This window comes from Streptomyces panacea (assembly GCF_040560175.1).
Taxonomy (GTDB): domain Bacteria; phylum Actinomycetota; class Actinomycetes; order Streptomycetales; family Streptomycetaceae; genus Streptomyces; species Streptomyces panacea.
In genome coordinates this window covers 23,864-40,459 of sequence record NZ_JARJHW010000055.1, presented here as the reverse complement: position 1 = coordinate 40,459, position 16,596 = coordinate 23,864, and the positions used below count along the sequence as shown (strand labels likewise).

Here is a 16,596-nt window from a genome sequence, read left to right as displayed (position 1 = left end):
GCGCGGGCTCGGCGGGCTCGGAAGCGGACCGGGGCGCGAGTTCCGGTGTGGACCGGGGCGCGGGCTCCGGTGTGGGCCGGGGCGCGGGCTCCGGTGTGGGCTCGGGTGTGGGCTCCGGCGTCCGGATCACCGGGTAGCCGCCGTGCGCCTCCCACCAGGCCGGCGGTCGCGAGACGGGGCCGACGCCGGCGGGGCCGACGTCCTCGTCGTCCTCACCCGCGTCGTCTTCGTCGTCCACGTCGATCACGTCGATCACGTGTCCGTACCGCCTCGGCGGCGGCACGTCGTCCCCGCCGAGAGTGTCCGCCGCCGAGTCGAAACGGTCGTCGATCGTGTCGTCCGGCCTCTCGGCCGGACCGGTGTCGGGTGCGGACTCGTCGTACAGCCGGCCCCACCAGTCGTCGGTGGTGGCGGGCCGGTCCCCCTGCTGGCTCATGCTCCTATTGTCGACCGCACGGGGCGTCAGAAAACGGGACAGCACGAAAAATAAGAGGCGTGGCGGGATGACGTCACCGCCACGCGGCCCGAGTCCGCCGGGCGGCCCCACCCCCCACGGGAAGGACGCCCGGCGGACGTTCGGCTGGCCGGAGCGCACCAGGTGCGCCGACCAAGATTCGGGGCCGGAGACCGGCTGTTCGCCGACCGTACGCCGATTCGAATCGTAGCGACTCGTCGGGGTTCGACGGGAACGTCCCGGTAGTCAGCTTATCCGGTAGAAGCAGCCGGGCTCACACCAAAGACACCGAGGCATATCCCTGCGGCCTGTTGATCCGGCAATATCGCCACATTGGCAGAGTGACGCATGGTACGGGGATGATGTGCGCGGCGGGTTTACGCCGTGGCCGGTATCCGCCACAGCCCGCCGGTTTTGAACGTGTGTCCGGGGAGGGGTGCAGGGGTGCTGGGAGCAATAGGTCTCGACGAGAGACAGGAGTCGGCGTATCGCGCGCTGGTGGCGCTCGGCGCCGCCGAGGCGGCCGATCTGGCGCATCGGCTCGCGATACCCGAGCAGGACACCGAACGCGCGCTGCGCAGACTGGAGCAGCAGGGGCTGGCCGCGCAGTCCTCCGCCAGGACCGGGCGCTGGGTGGCCGCGCCGCCGGCGGTGGCGCTGGGCGCGCTGCTCACCCAGCAGCGCCACGAGCTGGAGCGGGCCGAGCTGGCCGCCGTACTGCTGGCGGAGGAGTACCGCGCCGAGTCGGCGGGTCCCGCCGTGCACGATCTGGTCGAGGTGGTGACGGGCGCGGGCGCGGTGGCGCACCGTTTCCACCAGCTCCAGCTCGGGGCGACGGAGGAGATCCGCGCGCTGGTGACCGGCAGGCCGGTGGTGGTGACGGGGACGGACAACGAGTCCGAGGAGCGGGTGGTGACGCGGGGCGTCCGCTACCGCGTGGTGATCGAACGCGAGGTGCTGTCGCTGCCCGACGGGATCACCGAGCTGTCCGCGGCCCTGGGCCGTGACGAGCAGGTACGGGTCGTCGACAGGGTGCCGTCGAAGCTGATGATCGCCGACCGCGCGCTGGCGATGGTGCCGCTGACGTCGGGCGACGCGGAACCCGGGGCCCTGGTCGTGCACGCCAGTGGGCTGCTGGAGTCGCTGTCGGGGCTGTTCGAGGCGGTCTGGCGCGACGCGCTGCCCCTGCGGCTGGTCCCGGGCGGGGACGGCCGGGACGAGGCGGTGGAGGCCGCGGCCGACGCGCCGGGCGAGACGGATCTGGAGGTGCTCTCGCTGCTGCTCGCGGGGATGACGGACGCGAGCGTCGCCAAACAGCTGGATCTGGGACTGCGGACCGTGCAGCGCCGGGTGAAGGGCCTGATGGAGCTGGCCGGTGTGACGACGCGGCTCCAGCTGGGCTGGCACGCGTACGAGAAGGGCTGGGTGGCGCGCGAGCCGCGGGGGTGAGCGGCCGGACCCGCACCGCGCCCCGCGGCCCCGGCCCGTGCCCGGCCCGCGTGCCTCTTCGACGGGGATCCCGCACTCTTGGCAGATGGACGTGTGGCAGCTCGTGCTGGTGGGTCTGGTCATGCTGCTGGGCGTCATCGGTGTGCTGATTCCCGGAGTGCCGGGCCCCGCCATCGTCTGGGCCGCCGTGGTCTGGTGGGCGCTGAGCGACACCTCGGGCACGGCCTGGGCGGTACTGATCGGTTCCACGGCGGTACTGCTGCTCAGCCAGGCGCTCAGACCGCTGCTGCCGTCCCGGCGGACACGCCGGACGGGGACGCGGCGGCGCACGCTGCTGGCCGGCGGGCTCGCGGGGATCGTGGGGTTCTTCGTGGTGCCGGTGGTGGGCGCGGTCGTGGGTTTCGTCGGCGGGGTCTACGCGGTGGAGCGCGTACGGCTGGGCAGCCACCGGGACGGCTGGGCGTCGACGCGCGCGGTGATGCGGACGGCGGGCTATCCGGTGCTGGTCGAGCTGCTGTGCTGCCTGCTGGTGGCGGGCGCGTGGCTGGGCGCGCTGGTCTGGGGCTGAACCCGCCGACCGCTCGGCCGGTCGTGCCCGGCCCGGCGCGGGATGCCGTCGTCGCCCCGGATCCGTACGCTGGAAACCGGTGGTGCGACCGAGCACCCGACGTGGAGCCGTTGATGAACACACCACGGGACTTGATGATCATGACCCTGGAGGTGGCGTCCGATCGCCCTCCGGGCAAGGGCGATCTGTCGCTCGCGCTCGCCGGAGCCGAGCTGATCGACCTCCTGACCGCGCGGGCCGTGACGCTGGCGGACGAGCGGATCGTGCCGGGCGACCGCCGGGCGATCGGTGAACGGCTGCTGGACGAGGCGTCGGCGTCGCTCGCCCGGCAGGCACCGTACGAGACGATCGAGGACTGGCTGTGGCGCAGAGGCCGGGGGCTTGCGGACGTGCATCTCAAGGCCCTCTGGGACGAGGGGCAGCTCACCCGGCGACGACGCTCCCGCTGGATGCCCTTCGGGGGCGGCCGGACGGTGTCGGCCGATACCCCTGCCCGCCGCTCGGCGCTCGAACGCTGGACGTCGGACGAGCCGGTCCTGGCCTCGCTCGGCGCGGCCGTCGGGATCCGCGACCAGCCGCTCGAAGCGCCTCCCGATGTGGCCGACGAGGCGGAGGCGACGGTGCTGGACGCCGTCCGTGGCGCGCTGAGGGACTTGGAAGCCGAACGGCAGAAGCGCTCCATCGAACAGGCCGCCTTCGACAACGTCTGGCGAGGCCAGTGACGCCACCCCGACGAGCAACCTGAGACGCGTCGGCGACCCCGGCCGCGGCGACCGTGCCGACCAGAGCTGGGCGCCCTCGCGTAGCGGCCCCCGCCGACAGCCACACATCGGATCTCTCCCGCCGTATTGACGCGCCTCGACCTCGCCTCTACCTTCCGTGCAGGGATAGCTCGGATGAATCACCTGCCGGGAGGCGCCATGGCAACGACCCCGTCCCGACGAGACGTTCTCGCCGGCGGCGCCGCGATCGGTGGCGCGCTCGCCGCCGGGGGCATCGCCGCCGTCCCCGCGCAGGCGGCCGCGCCCGCCGCCGTGCCACAGGCCGCCGCCGTACCGCGGGCCGCCATCGTGCCGCGGGCCGCCGAGGACAGCTGGCGCACCGTCCTCGACGACGCCGATCCGGTCTGGCGCACCATGCCCACGACCTGGTTCGAGGGGCCGTTCCTCGGCAACGGCTTCCTCGGCTCCGGGATCTACGCCGAACCCGGCGCGAACGCGGTCCGTTTCACCGTGCAGCACTCCGAAGTACAGGACCACCGGCCGGAGTTCGGGTCCCTCTTCGGCCTCGCCCGGCTGCCCGTCGGGCACTTCACCCTGGAACCGGTCGGCACGATCACCGGAGTCGACTGGCGACTGCGGCTGCGCGACGCCGAGTTGACGGGCACGCTCACCACCGACAAGGGCACGCTGCGGCTGCGCGCGTTCGTCCACACCGCGACATCCGTCCTCGCCGTCGAGATCACCGCGAGCAGGGGCGAGCGCGGCTTCCGCTGGGTCTTCCACCCGGCCGAGTCGATCAGCCCGAGGGCCGCGCACAAGCCCGTCCCCCGGGGGTACGAGGCCAATCCGCCCGCCCTGATCGAGGAGCACGACGACGGGCTCGGCCAACTGACCGCCGCCGTACAGCCGTTGCTCGCGGGCGGTCAGCATGTCACCGCCTGGCGCGACCGTGAGCGGCACGGGAGCCGCACGCTGTACGCGTCGGTGGCCCACTCCCACCCGCGCGCCACGGCTCGCGACCAGGCGCTGCGTACGGTGCGGGCCGCCGCGCTCGCGCCGTACGACCTCCTCGTCCTGCCACATCGGGTGCGATGGCAGCGCTTCTACCGCAAGAGCTTCCTCTCGCTGCCCGACGCGCGGTTGCAGAGCTTCTACTGGATCCAGCTCTACAAGATCGCCTCCGCCGCCCGCAAGGACGCGCCGGTGATGGCGACCTGCGGACCGTGGCTGGAGAGCACACCCTGGCCGGCCACCTGGTGGAATCTCAACGTGCAGTTGGAGTACTGGCTGATCCACGGCTCCAACCATCTCGAACTGGACGCCGTCACACGGACGTTGAGCGAGTTCCGGGACCAACTCACGGCGGAGGTCCCGACGCCGTACCGCATCGATTCGGCCGCCGTCCCCCGTACCACCGACGCCCGTCTGGTCAACGGCGGCGCCACACCCCCCGACCAGGGTTTCGGCGTCGGAATCCCCGGTCAGGACCCGCCGACACCCGAGGTCGGCAACCTCGTCTGGGCCCTGCACAACGTGTGGCTCAGCTACCGCCACACGATGGACGAGTCGATCCTGCGCGACGTCCTGTTCCCGCTGCTGCGCAAGGCCGTCAACTACTACCTGCATTTCCTCGACACCGGTCCGGACGGCAAGCTGCATCTGCCCGCGACGTCGTCGCCCGAGTACGGGGTCAACTCAGCGGACTGCAACTACGACTTGATGCTGCTGCGCTGGGGCTGCCGGACACTGCTCGACTCCGCCGAACTGCTCGGCGTCGAGGACCCGCTGGCGCCGCGCTGGCAGGAGGTCGCGGCCAGGCTCGTGCCGTATCCGACGGACGGGAACGGCTTCATGATCGGCGCGGAGGTGCCGTTCGCCAAGTCGCACCGGCACTACTCGCATCTGCTCGCGGTCTACCCGCTCTACGAGATCACCGGCCGCACCGCCGAGGAGCGCGCGCTGATCGAGACATCGCTCGCCCACTGGATCAGCTTCGAGGGCGCCCTCCAGGGCTACACCTTCACCGGAGCCGCCTCGATGTCGGCGCTGCTGGGGAAGGGCGACGACGCGCTCGGGCATCTCGGCGAGCTGATGACCCGTTTCATCCGGCCCAACACGATGTACAAGGAGTCGGGCCCGGTCATCGAGACCCCGCTGTCGGCCGCCCAGTCGGTGCACGACATGGTCTGCCAGTCGTGGGGCGGGGTGATACGGGTCTTCCCGGCGGTGCCCGCCCGGTGGCGTGAGCTGGTGGTGCACGACTTCCGCACGCAGGGCGCGTTCCTGCTCAGCGCGGTCCGCGAGGAGGGCCGTACCCGCTGGGTCGGGATCACCAGCGAGGCGGGCGCGCCGTGCGTCGTGCGGCACGGCATCGAGGGCCCGGTCGACATACGCGACCGGTGGGGCCGGCCGCTCCCGTACGAGGAGACCGCCGACGGGTCCGTCCGGATCCCCCTGGGCAAGGGGGACGCGGCGCTGATCACCGCGGCCGGTGACCGGCCGGACATGCGTATCCGGCCGGTCGCGCCGAACGCTCCGGCGGCCCGGTGGGGTCTGCCCACCTGAGCCGCCGGTCCCCCGAAGGCGCGCGCTCGGGCGCCCGAGAGCCTGAGCGCCCAGGTGCCGGTCAGCAGATCGGCACGCCGGGGAGTTGTGCCGCGGGATGGTCGATGTAGATGTTGGAGATGAAGCCGCCCTGGTCGCGCAGCTTGCTCCACCAGTTGTTGCTGTACCCCTCGGCGTTCACGGTGTCGCCCTGCTTCTGGCAGAGGACGTGGACGTTGGTGGGGCCGGCCAGCCGGGTCACGACGGCGGCGTTGAGACGGGCGTCCGCGCGGACGCTGACGCCGGTGCCCCAGGTGGAGAAGGGCGTTCCGCCGCCTCCGCCGCCGCAGCCGTTGTCACTGGTGAGGTAGTGCTGGTTGTAGCTGCCGGGGTACGGGAGGCCGCCGCCGTTGATGACGATGTTCTGCCCGACACCGTTGAGCAGCTGCTCGTAGTGCAGGTGGGGGCCGGAGGAGTTGCCGCTGGAGCCGGTGGTGCCGATCTGCTGGCCCTGGTTGACGAACTGTCCGCTGGCCACCGAGTAGGAGCCCAGGTGGAAGTAGTACGTCTGCCAGCCACCGCCGTGGTCGATGGAGATGTAGTTGCCGGCGCCACTCGGCTGGCTGTGCCGGGTCGCGGTGCCCGCGGCCGACGCGAGGGCCGGGGTGCCGTTGGTGGTGCCGCCGTCCGCGCGTACGAAGTCGAGCGCGCGGCGGACCTCGGCGGAGTGGTGGCTGTAGGTCCACCGCTGGCCGCACGGGTAGGGGGCCCTGAAGTTGGGCCCCGCGGCCGCTGCGGCCGTGTCGGAGGCGCCCGCTTCGGCCGTTTCGGCTGCCGCGGCGGGTACCGTCAGCAGCCCGACGAGTACGAGGAGCGCACCGGCGAATGTGGTCGATAGGCGTCTGAGACGGGTCACGAATGCTCCCGGGTGTGGGGGAATGCAGCAGATCGGGCGGCGAGCCGTCGACCGCTGCGAGACCCGGCAAAAGTAGCGAGGAGCGCCCCTCCTCACAACGACCGGGCACCGCCTTTCGTCGGAGATGAAATGTCTTGCTCCTGACAAGTCGGCACACCACCATGGCGTCGAACGCCGCCCGTGCGGCAGAGTGCGTCGTGCTTGCTACCGCCCCACAGCTCCACAAGTCGCCTGTATGGCACAGGAGTTGACAACTCCTGACACCCCGCGTCGCCCCCACTTGTGCGTAGGTCCCGGACCCGCGCACCACACAGCGGAGAGAAGACCCATGACCTTGATGACAGGCTGGAAGCGCGGCCGAGCCGCGCTCCTCGGCACCGTGGTCGCCTCGACACTGGCCCTCACCGGCCAGCCGGCGACCGCCGCGCCGTACCCCGGCGGCGGCGCCGCCCCGGCCGCCGGATCCGGCACCATGAACACGGCGTTCTCGAAGGCCGCCGCCGAGTTCGACGTACCCCGTGACCTGCTCGTCGCCGTCGGATACGGCGAGACGCACCTCGACGGTCACGGCGGCAGACCGAGTCAGGCGAACGGCTACGGCGTGATGCACCTGGTCAGCCAGCCGAAGCACCAGACGCTGGAGCGGGCGGCCAAGCTCACCGGCGTGTCCGTGGCCGAACTCAAGAAGGACACCGCGGCCAACATCCGCGGCGCCGCCGCCGTCCTGCGCGCCGTCGCCGACGAGCAGGGGCTGGACGACACCGACCGCGACTCGCTCGGCGACTGGTACCCGGTCGCCGCCGAGTACGGCGCCGCGACCAACGACCGTACGGCGCGGCTGTACGCGGACACCGCGTACGACCTGCTCAACAAGGGTCTACGCGCGCAGGCCGCCGGCAACGAGCAGGTCCTCGTCAAGGCGCGCAAGGTGATTCCCGACCGCGGGAAGTACGCGAGCATCGCCTCCGACTTCGGCGTGCTGAGTGACGACTATCCGGCGGCGCTCTGGGTTCCGGCGAGCACGTCGAACTACCAGAGCGGCCGTACGGCGGCGATCAACAAGGTCGTCGTGCATGTCACCCAGGGGTCGTACGCCGGCTCCATCAGCTGGTTCCAGAACCCGTCCTCGCAGGTCAGCGCGCACTATGTGATCCGGTCCTCGGACGGCCAGGTCACCCAGATGGTCCGTGACGCCAACACCGCCTGGCACGCGCGCTCGGCGAACGCCAGCTCCATCGGCATCGAGCACGAGGGCTTCGTCGCCGACCCGTCCTGGTTCACCGACTCGATGTACCGCTCGTCGGCCGCGCTGACGCGCCACCTCACCGCGAAGTACGGCATCCCGCGCACCCGCACCGGCGTCGTCGGCCACAGCGAGGTGCCGGGCAACGACCACACCGACCCCGGTGCGAACTGGAACTGGACCTACTACATGTCGCTCGTCAACGGCGGCGGCGGTAACCCCGGCCCCGGTGGCAGCTCGTTCCCGACGTGGGGCTCCGGCGTGAGCATCCGTCAGAGCGCGACGACCACGTCGGCGCAGGTCGCCAGTCTGGCGGGACCGACGACGGTCAAGGTCCAGTGCCAGAAGCGCGGGCAGCTGGTCACCTACCAGGGGTACAGCAACGACGCGTGGTCGTATCTGCCGGACTACGGCGGCTACATCTCGAACATCTTCATCGACGTCTCGGACGCGTGGCTGCCGGGCGTGCCCAACTGCTGACGCCGTAGACGTAGTTGACGCACCACCGCCTCAGGGGGCGGGGCCGTCCAACAGGGCCTTGCCCAGCTGGGTGCGGTGGTGCATCATCCGGTTGCCGTGCCGGCGCGAGGTGAGCAGGCCCGCCTCGCGGAGTACGGAGGCGTGCCGGCTCGCCGTCGAGGGAGCCATCCGCAGCGCCCCCGCCAGACCCGTCGTCGTCATCGGCCGGTCGAGCAGTTCGAGCAGCCGAGCGCGCGAGGTGCCGATCAGCTGGGCCACCGGTGGCGTCGCCTCACCCTGCCGGTGGCGCACCAGCCAGCCGGGTGCCGGGGAGAGCGGGTGGACCAGCACCGGGGGAAGCTCGTCGTCGACGAGGGCCAGCGGCGTACCGACGCAGAAGAAGCCGGGGACCAGGGTCAACGTCTGCCCGGACAGCTGGAGTTCGCGGCTGACCGGGTAAGGCGTACGCAGGATCCCCTCCTCGCAGCGCCAGCCGGGCATCTCCTCGTAACTGGCCAGCAGCCCCTCCGATCCCCCGCTCAGCGCGGCCTCGGCGCGGCGGGAACGGTCGGCAGCGGCCTGCGCCCGGATGGCGGGCAGATACGGCAACACGGCGAGTGAGTAGTAGCGCCGCAGCGTCCCCCCGAGCCAGCGCAGCGCCTCCATGTCACCCTCGGCCAGCCGCCGTACGGTGGCCGGGACCGGCCCACGTCTCCGCGCGTAGAGTCGGGAGAGATCGGCGACCAGGCGCCGACGGGGAGTTGACAGCAGCCGGTCCACGCCGATGTCGAGGTCCAGCTCGCCGCGGCCGGGCGTGAGGAAGTCGGGGAAGTACTCGGCCGAGGGGCAGAGCAGCATCAACTCCCTGACGGACGAGGCGAGTCCGGCCCGTTCCAGGGCCGAGCGGACCTCGCGCCGCCAGGGCGCGAAGGCCGGCGGGACGTGGTGGTTCTGGAGCAGGTGGAGGCTGAGCGCGGCCTCCCACAGAGCGTCGGCTCCGTCCGCCACGCGCAGCCGGTTCAGCTCCTGTCCACGGAGATCGACTCGCAGCACGTTGGACTCCCCCCGGAAAGCCTGTGCGTTCAGGCCCGGATTGTAGCGGGGCCGGGTTACGGGGCTGCCGCGGTCGAGCACGGTCTGATCCGAAAGACGCTCCTCAGGTCTGATAGCGGGAGTGATCGATGTGCCAGACGTACGAGGACGCGATGGACCCGAGGGCCTGTGCGTGTTCGGCGAGCGGCCCTTTCACCACGGCCAGTTCGGCGATTCGGGCGGCGGCCACGGCGGCCCGCTGTTCGCACATACGGGAGGCCAGCCGGAACGCCTCTGCCACGTCGCACCCGTGCTGCCGCATCAGGAGTGACGGCAGGTTGAGCGCGCCGGGGCCGTCGTGGGCCGTCTCCTTGGCGTACGAGGCGAGGTCGTTGATCCAGCCGGCGAGGTCCGCGACGGCCGTCCGGAGTTCCCGGACCGGCTCCAAGGACCTTTCCCGCTCCGTCAGTTCGTACCCGAGCGTGATCTCCGCCGTGGTCATGAGGGTCCGTACGAAGACGGTGTGCGGACGCATCGCGCGGTAGTCGGCCAGGGTGATGTGGTCGGACCCGTCGAGGTGATGCGCCTCCCAGAGGATGCCCAGGAGGTTGTCCCGCAGGTGCCCGGTGAGCCGCAGGTACTGGGTGGCAGTGGCGCGTTTCCCGAAGCGGGCCAGGAGGTCGCCCAGCGCGGCGCCGAAGGCGCTCGGGCCGGCCGGTGGCTCCTCGTGGCCCGCGAGAAGGTGGACGCACTCACCGATCGTGCGGACCAGGCGAGCCGGGTCGCGGGCGCCCGCCGCCTCGCCGTGCGCGTCGTCGAACGCGGTGAGCCACAGGAAGAGGTCGGCGCAGAGGAAGAGGTCGTTCCGGCCGGCCGTCGGGAAGGTGCGGGCGATCCCCTGGCCCGTGATGTTGGACAGGGCGCCGAGTTTGCGCTCCGAGCCGACGAGCGGGAACGTCCGGAGCCACCCGGCGGCGTGCCGCTCGATGTCATCGGCGTAGGTGCTGACCGGGAAGGGACCGGGGAAGGAGTCCCGCAGATCGGGCATCGGCAGGGCACGCGAGTCCGTGCGGATCGCCTCGTTCATCGGGCGTGCCTCCCGAGGGTGTGGTGCCTGAGCTCGGGCACCATGCGCAGGGACGAGGGGTGAGTGGAGATCGCTCCGACCGGGCGTACGGTGCCGGTGGTCGGCCGCAGTCGCCAGCGGGACGCGATCAGCGCGGTGATGATGACCGTCTCGGTCCAGGCGAACGTGTCCCCGATACACATACGTTTGCCGGAGCCGAAGGGGATGAAGCCGCCCTTCGGTGGCTGGGGGCGCTCCGGGAGCCAGCGGTCGGGGTCGAAGCGCAGCGGATCGGGGTAGATGTCGGGGTCCCGGTGCAGTGCGTAGGCGCTCCAGATCACATCCGAGCCGGCCGGCAGGGTGAACTCGCCGAGTCTCACGTCGGAGACGGCTTGCCGGGTCACGAGCCACGCGGGGCTGTAGAGGCGCAGGGTCTCGCTGACGAGCCTGCGGGTGTGGACGAGGCGGGGGACGTGTTCGGCGGTGAGCGGACCCTCGGCGAGCACGGAGTCGACCTCCTCGTGGAGCCGGCGCTCCATGTCCGGGTTGCGGCCCAGTTCGTGGAAGAGCCAGGAGAGGACGACCGCGGTGGTCTCGGAGCCCGCGGCGAGCAGTGCGACGATCTCGGAGAGGATCTCGTCGTCGGGCAGCGTCGCGCCGGTGTCGTCCTGTGCGGTCAGGAGCAGCGACACGATGTCGTCGTACGTGTCGGGGTGCGCGCGGTGTTCCGCGATGATGTCGGCGACCGCGGTGCGTAGCGCGGCGCTGGCGGCCTCGGCCTTCCGGTTGCGCCGGGTGGGCAGTCGTTCCAGGGCGGAGATGGGCAACAGGGCACGCCGCAGGGCGGCCTTGAAGACGGTGTCGACGCTGTGGAGGATCGTGTAGGCGAGTTCCCGCTGGGGCGCCGCGGAGAACAGGGCCGACATGACGACGCCCTGCGCCATGAGCTGCATCTCGGTCTTCACGTCAAGTGTGGTTCCGCCGTCCCAGCCCGCGACGTACGGCTCCACGGCCTCTCGCATGGTGGTGACGTAGCCGGCGATCTGCCGGCGGTGGAAGGCCGGCTGCATCAGACGGCGCCGGCGCAGGTGCGGCTTGCCCTCCGCGACGGGCAGGGCGTCCTTGCCGAAGAGTTTGAGCTTCTCGAAGAGCAGCCCCTTGGTGAATTCGTCGGCCTGGCTGGTGAGCATCTCGTGCATCAGCTCGGGCGAGTTGACCACGGTCAGCTTCTTCGTGCCGATGGCGATACGGACGATGGGGCCGTGTGTGCGCAGGCGCTGGATGAAAGCGAGGCGGTCCCTGATCAGAGGGACGGCGTGTCCGACGAGCGGCAGTTTCCCGGGCGCCATCGGTGCGAGGTGTCTGGTGGTCGTCACGTGTCTGTCCTGCCTTCCGCGGCTGTGGATGTGGTCCGCCGGTTCCGCCCGTGACGTGTCCGCAGCAGCTCACGCACGGCGAGGACTTCGGCTTCGATCATCGCGCCGGGGGCGTACAGGGTCTTGTCGTGCCAGAGGGCGGGGTGGTGGCCGGAGCCCGCCCCGTCGTTCAGATACGTCTCGGCGCGGTCCAGGGCGCGGGCGTGCTGAGGCCGGTGTTCGGCGGCCGACAGCAGGATCCGTGCGGCGTACGCGGTCTCTTCGGTGGTGCCGCCCCATACCCCCCAGGAGCCGTCGTCACGCTGGGTGTCGAGGGCCCAGGCGACGGCGGTCCCGACGGCCGTGGCCGCGTGGTCTCCGCCGTATCGGGCGAGGGCGGCCACACACCGCGCGGTGGCGTAGTAGGGGGAGGCGTGCCATTTGTCGGGCCACGGTCCGTCGGGCCCCTGCTGCCCGACGAGCCAGTCGCGCAGCTTGTCCGTCCGGGGACCGTAGGTGTGCTGTGCTTCGGGGTGGTGGCGCAGGTAGCCGCCCAGCGCTTGGAGCGCGTGCGCGTTCGCGGTGACCGATCCGGTGTCCTCGCCGATGTAGCAGTCGTAGTGACTGCCGTTGTGGAACAGGTCGAGCGGCTCGGGGGAGTTCTCCAGGCCGACCAGTGAGGACACCAGCACGGCCATGGCGGTGTCGTCGGCGTCCGTCATGAGTCCGGGTGCGCCGCGTACTCCCCGGGGGTCGTAGAGGTCGGTGGCCCATTTCCGGACGGTGGGCACGCTAGCGGCCGGCAGATGGGCGCCGGCCAGGGCGGCGGCGACCCACAGGCGCTCGAAGACGAGGATCGGGGCCGCCTCGGGGAAGAGACCCCCGTAGCGCTCCGCCACGCTTTCGAGGGCGGCGACGGTTCCCGTCGCGGGCGCCGCCACCGCCACCGCGGCCCGGGCGGCGGTGGCGGCCGGTGAACTGCCCAGCAGGTCCGGCCCGTCGGGTATGAGCGCCGGCGGTATGTATCCGGCGACACCCTCGAACGTGTGGTGCAACTTGACGGGGAGGCGGCCCGCCGAGGCGTACCGCCTCGCCACGTACTCGGGCACGGCCCGGTCGTAGCCTCGGGGAAGCGCGGGTGCGGGCCCCGGACGCCATCCGCCGACGGCCGGTGTCCGGTCGTCGCCGATGAGGGTGAGCTGCTCGTGGATCTTCGCGACCAGGCTGGGGACGAGGATCTCGGCCGCGGCGGTGTCGGGCCAGGGGCCTGCCGAGGGCAGTGCGCGCAGCGCGGCGAGGCCGCTGTCGACGGCCGTCGCGAGCCGCCGGGTGGTCTCCTCGGACGTGGCGCCCCGCCGCAGGACCGCCAGTGCGGCTTCCACGCCGCTGAGCGTCGGCAGAAGGCGGTACCGCTCGGGTCCTTCGCCCCAACTGCCGTCGGGTGCCTGCTCGTTCAGCAGATACGAGATCCGGCGCGGTTCCCCGGGCAGCCAGGGGGCCGCCGAGATGACCCGGGCACTTTCGTACACGGAGGGGCGGACGCTGCCCCACGGGTCCTGGTCGATCCTCGCCACCAGTCGGGCGGCCTCTTCGTGGTAGGTCGCGTTCGCGACCGCGTCGCTCATGGGCTTGTTCGACCTCACGGTTGCGGTGACGGGGTGGGGGGCGGTCATGTCTGTCGCTCGGTGGCGGCCAGCGCGATCCGGCGCAGCTGGGCGGTGGCCGCTTCCGGGAAGGGCGCCTCGTCCAGCGCGGCGAGGGCCGCCTCCCGGCGTGCGCCGATCATTTCCTCCACGGTGCGCCGGGCGCCGGTGGACTCCAGGAGGGCCCGGATCTCGGCGGCCTGGTCCTCGTCGAGGTCGCTTCGGCCGACGAGGCCGTGCAAGGTCTTGCGCTGGACGGAGGAGGCCCGCTGGACGGCGAGGGCCATCAGTACGGTGGCCTTGCCCTCGCGCAGATCGTCCAGTATCGGTTTGCCGGTCTCGGCGGGATCGCCGAACACCCCGAGCAGGTCGTCGCGCAGCTGAAACGCTTCTCCTAGCGGGATGCCGAACGCGGTGCAGGAGTCGAGCACGGACGGATCGGCCCCGGCCACCGCCGCTCCGATATGGAGGGGGCGTTCCACGGTGTACTTGGCGGTCTTGTACCGGATGACGTGCAGTGCCGTGTCGACGTCGCCGGTCAGCCGACCGGTGGACTGAAGGTCCAGGAGCTGGCCGTACATGATCTCGCTGCGCATCTCGGCCACCAGCGGCATGACCTGGGCGAGTCTGCTCGGGTCGAGGCCCGCCGTGTGCAGGAGTTCGTCGGACCAGACGAGTGCCAGGTCCCCGAGGAGGACGGCGGCGCCCAGCCCGTGTGCCGCGGCACGGCCGCGGGGGCCGCCTCTGTCGGTGTACGCGGCGGCCAGCGCGCGGTGCGCGGACGGCTGGCCGCGGCGGACATCGCTGTCGTCCATCACGTCGTCGTGCACGAGGGCGAACACCTGGAAGAGTTCGAGGCTCGCGGCCGCGCGGATGGCGGCCGTCATCTCTCCGGTCCCTCCGGCGGCCTGCCATCCATAGACGCACAACACGGATCGCAGCCGTTTCCCGCCGGTGAGGAACGCGCGCAAGGTGGAGGTCAGATAGAGCAGTTCGGTTCCCGGCGCGGCCTGGTCCTTGGCGTCGAGGAAGCTGGTCAGGGCCGCACTCACCTTGTCCCGTACGGGCAGGAGGTCCGGCGGCCCGGTGACGGGACGTGTGGTAGCCATCGGTGGTTGATCCCCTTTCGGTCAAGAACCGTCATGGTGGTTCCGTTCGGGCAGAGGACGGGGCCAGGACACTGCTTTCCCGCAGGTGTCACGGTGGTGCTGGTCATTGGCCGACGGCACCACCGCGACACGGCATGGGAGAGCAGGCTAGGAAGTGGTCACCGACGCACGGTCGCCTGCCGTCGAGGACGACCCGGTGTCCGTCTCGGGGACGGCGGTACTGCGGCTCCACGGGGTGACGCCCTTGGCGTCAGGGGTCAGCGGAGTGAACCGGGCGGGAAGCGATGTGAGCGTCCGGTGGATCGCTCCGTCGCGGTAGGTCAACTTGTCGGAATCGACGGCCAGTTCGATGTCCGGCAGATAGCTGGCGAGCCGCTCGATCGCGGCGGTCGCGATCAGCAGGGCGAGGTCTCGCGCCGGACAGGCGTGCGGCCCGGCGGCGAACGCCAGGTGCGCCTTGGTCCCCGAGCGGTAGCCGTCGGCCGGAACCCCCGCGTGGGGGCAGGTGTTGGCGGCGGCGTACGAGACCATGACCGGGGAGTCGGCGGGAATGCGCGTGCCCTGGAAGGTGACGTCCTCCTTGGGGAAGTGGAAGCTGTAGTTGGCCAGCGGCGAGTCGTGCCACAGCGCCTCGTCGATGGCGTGCTGGACGGGCAGGCTTCCGGTGGTGAGCGTGCCGAAGTAGCGGTCGTCGCTCAGCATCCGGACGCATGTGTTCGCGATCAGGTTGGCTGTCGGCTCGTTCCCCGCACCGAAGATGATGATGATCTGGTTCATCACCTCCTCCGGGTTCAGCCCGTTGGGGTGGTCGATGAACCAGGAAGTCAGGTCATGGCCGCGCTTCGCGGCCTTGGTCTGATAGAGGGCCTGCAGGTAGGCGCCGAACACCTGCGCGCCGGCCGCCTTCCGCTCCGGAGCGGTGTCCATCATCGCCGCGAGTGCCCCCACGAGCCGGGGACCGTGTTCGTCCTCCATACCGAACAGGGCGTTGAAGACCATCAACGGCAGCTGCTGGGCGTACTGGCTGACGAGGTCGACCGTGCCGGTGTCCGCGAAGTCCTGCAGGAGCTTGTCGGCGTAACGGAAGGTCAGGACGCGGACATCGTTGGGGTCGAGCAGAGCGAAGCTGTCGGTGATCACCTTGCGCAGATGCGCGTGCTCGTCACCGTCGGCGAAGAAGAGACTGGGCCGCCACTCGACCAGGGGCCTGATCGGGCTGCTCTCCGGCACCTGGGGGAGCCAGTTGCGGGTGTCCTTGGACCATGTGTCCGTGTCCTGAAGGAGTTTGAGGGCCGCCTCGTAGTCGGTGACGAGGTGGACGACGACACCCGGGGCGATCTCGGCGACGCCGACCGGCCCCTGGAGACGCAGCAGTTCATAGCTGTGCTGAGGATCGGCCGCGTGGGAGGGCCCGTGCAGGGGCACAGCTGTGGCGGCTGTTGGTGCGATGCTCACGAGGCTCCGACTCCGGCCGAGGATATGGAATGGGCGGTCAGTGCGATGAGTGCGTTGAGACTGCTGTCCATCTCGCGGGCATCACAGGTGACGAGCGGGGTGTCCGGGGCGAGGTCGAGCTTCTTACGAACAACCTCCAGGTCGTAGGCGGGTGAGTCAGGGAAGGTATTGACTGCCACGGCGTACGGCAAACCGCGCTCCTCGATAAGATCCATCACTTCGAAGGACTCGTCGAGACGCCGGGTGTCCACCAGGACGAGCGCACCGAGGGCCCCGAAGGCGATGCCCTCCCACAGGGGAAGGAACCGCCGCTGCCCGGGAGTTCCGTACAGGTACAGGACGATCCGGTCGCCCGGCAGGGTCATACGGCCGAAGTCGATGGCGACCGTGGTGGTCTTCTTGTCCCGCAGACCGACGAGGCTGACGTCGTCGGCGTCGGCCGCCGCGTCCGTCATGACTTCGTCGGTGTGCAGCGTGGGAATCTGTGAAAGCGTCCTGATCGCGGTCGTCTTGCCGACACCGAGGGGACCCGCGACAAGGATCTTGACCCTCTGGTGCTCCCCCTCGGGGAGGTACACGGG

13 protein-coding genes and 1 pseudogene are annotated in these 16,596 nt (G+C 70.9%); 5 read left to right on the top strand and 9 right to left on the bottom strand.

Features of this window, described 5'->3' with window-relative positions; all coding sequences use genetic code 11:
* Window positions 1-436, bottom strand: a pseudogene (locus P3L51_RS15885) (hypothetical protein); the annotation flags it as partial.
* A 462-nt stretch (window positions 437-898) separates the two neighbouring features.
* On the opposite strand from P3L51_RS15885, the gene P3L51_RS15880 reads away from it, so the two are divergent.
* The 4 genes from P3L51_RS15880 (at window position 899) to P3L51_RS15865 (ending at window position 5,758) form a co-directional block, all read left to right on the top strand.
* Window positions 899-1,903 carry a helix-turn-helix domain-containing protein gene (locus tag P3L51_RS15880; RefSeq protein WP_354605863.1) on the top strand — a complete coding sequence of 335 codons (1,005 nt, stop codon included), beginning with the start codon at window positions 899-901 and terminating at the stop codon, window positions 1,901-1,903.
* Between the two features lie 85 nt (window positions 1,904-1,988).
* Complete coding sequence (locus P3L51_RS15875; protein ID WP_354605862.1) at window positions 1,989-2,471, top strand: DUF456 family protein; 483 nt, start codon at window positions 1,989-1,991, stop codon at window positions 2,469-2,471.
* A gap of 113 nt (window positions 2,472-2,584) precedes the next feature.
* On the top strand, window positions 2,585-3,193 hold the full coding sequence (locus P3L51_RS15870) for a GOLPH3/VPS74 family protein (protein ID WP_354605861.1): 609 nt from the start codon (window positions 2,585-2,587) through the stop codon (window positions 3,191-3,193).
* A gap of 198 nt (window positions 3,194-3,391) precedes the next feature.
* A complete protein-coding gene (locus tag P3L51_RS15865; RefSeq protein ID WP_354605860.1) occupies window positions 3,392-5,758 on the top strand; it encodes a glycosyl hydrolase family 95 catalytic domain-containing protein in 2,367 nt (788 codons plus the stop codon).
* A gap of 61 nt (window positions 5,759-5,819) precedes the next feature.
* Here the strand turns inward: P3L51_RS15865 and P3L51_RS15860 are convergent, their stop codons facing one another.
* On the bottom strand, window positions 5,820-6,653 hold the full coding sequence (locus P3L51_RS15860) for a M23 family metallopeptidase (RefSeq protein WP_435594454.1): 834 nt from the start codon (window positions 6,651-6,653) through the stop codon (window positions 5,820-5,822).
* Window positions 6,654-6,981: 328 nt separating this feature from the next.
* Between P3L51_RS15860 and P3L51_RS15855 the strand changes: the two genes are divergently transcribed.
* Complete coding sequence (locus P3L51_RS15855; RefSeq protein ID WP_354605859.1) at window positions 6,982-8,376, top strand: N-acetylmuramoyl-L-alanine amidase; 1,395 nt, start codon at window positions 6,982-6,984, stop codon at window positions 8,374-8,376.
* A gap of 30 nt (window positions 8,377-8,406) precedes the next feature.
* On the opposite strand, the gene P3L51_RS15850 is transcribed toward P3L51_RS15855, so the two are convergent.
* The 7 genes from P3L51_RS15850 to P3L51_RS15820 form a co-directional block, all read right to left on the bottom strand.
* Window positions 8,407-9,408 carry an ArsR/SmtB family transcription factor gene (locus tag P3L51_RS15850; protein ID WP_354605858.1) on the bottom strand — a complete coding sequence of 334 codons (1,002 nt, stop codon included), beginning with the start codon at window positions 9,406-9,408 and terminating at the stop codon, window positions 8,407-8,409.
* A gap of 103 nt (window positions 9,409-9,511) precedes the next feature.
* Window positions 9,512-10,474: a terpene synthase family protein gene (locus tag P3L51_RS15845; RefSeq protein WP_354605857.1), complete on the bottom strand. Its 963-nt coding sequence runs from the start codon at window positions 10,472-10,474 to the stop codon at window positions 9,512-9,514.
* The gene (locus P3L51_RS15840; protein WP_354605856.1) at window positions 10,471-11,829 is read right to left on the bottom strand and encodes a cytochrome P450; all 1,359 of its coding nucleotides are present in this window, start codon (window positions 11,827-11,829) and stop codon (window positions 10,471-10,473) included. The genes P3L51_RS15845 and P3L51_RS15840 overlap by 4 nt, the downstream gene beginning before the upstream one ends.
* Window positions 11,826-13,433 (bottom strand): prenyltransferase/squalene oxidase repeat-containing protein, encoded by a 1,608-nt coding sequence (locus P3L51_RS15835; RefSeq protein WP_354605855.1) that lies wholly within the window; start codon window positions 13,431-13,433, stop codon window positions 11,826-11,828. Before P3L51_RS15835 ends, P3L51_RS15840 begins: the two co-directional genes overlap by 4 nt.
* A gap of 44 nt (window positions 13,434-13,477) precedes the next feature.
* Window positions 13,478-14,560 carry a polyprenyl synthetase family protein gene (locus P3L51_RS15830; RefSeq protein WP_354605854.1) on the bottom strand — a complete coding sequence of 361 codons (1,083 nt, stop codon included), beginning with the start codon at window positions 14,558-14,560 and terminating at the stop codon, window positions 13,478-13,480.
* Between the two features lie 147 nt (window positions 14,561-14,707).
* Window positions 14,708-16,015, bottom strand: a complete 1,308-nt coding sequence (locus P3L51_RS15825; protein ID WP_354605853.1) for a cytochrome P450 family protein — start codon at window positions 16,013-16,015, stop codon at window positions 14,708-14,710.
* On the bottom strand, window positions 16,012-16,593 hold the full coding sequence (locus P3L51_RS15820; RefSeq protein ID WP_354605852.1) for a GTP-binding protein: 582 nt from the start codon (window positions 16,591-16,593) through the stop codon (window positions 16,012-16,014). Before P3L51_RS15820 ends, P3L51_RS15825 begins: the two co-directional genes overlap by 4 nt.
* Window positions 16,594-16,596: the final 3 nt, after the last annotated feature.

Bases quoted from the DNA above. Each gene is read 5' to 3' on its own strand.
- P3L51_RS15835 (WP_354605855.1), bottom strand. From the start codon at position 13,433: ATGAGCGACGCGGTCGCGAACGCGACCTACCACGAAGAGGCCGCCCGA.
- P3L51_RS15830 (WP_354605854.1), bottom strand. From the start codon at position 14,560: ATGGCTACCACACGTCCCGTCACCGGGCCGCCGGACCTCCTGCCCGTA.
- P3L51_RS15855 (WP_354605859.1), top strand. From the start codon at position 6,982: ATGACCTTGATGACAGGCTGGAAGCGCGGCCGAGCCGCGCTCCTCGGC.
- P3L51_RS15870 (WP_354605861.1), top strand. From the start codon at position 2,585: ATGAACACACCACGGGACTTGATGATCATGACCCTGGAGGTGGCGTCC.
- P3L51_RS15845 (WP_354605857.1), bottom strand. From the start codon at position 10,474: ATGAACGAGGCGATCCGCACGGACTCGCGTGCCCTGCCGATGCCCGAT.
- P3L51_RS15875 (WP_354605862.1), top strand. From the start codon at position 1,989: ATGGACGTGTGGCAGCTCGTGCTGGTGGGTCTGGTCATGCTGCTGGGC.
- P3L51_RS15865 (WP_354605860.1), top strand. From the start codon at position 3,392: ATGGCAACGACCCCGTCCCGACGAGACGTTCTCGCCGGCGGCGCCGCG.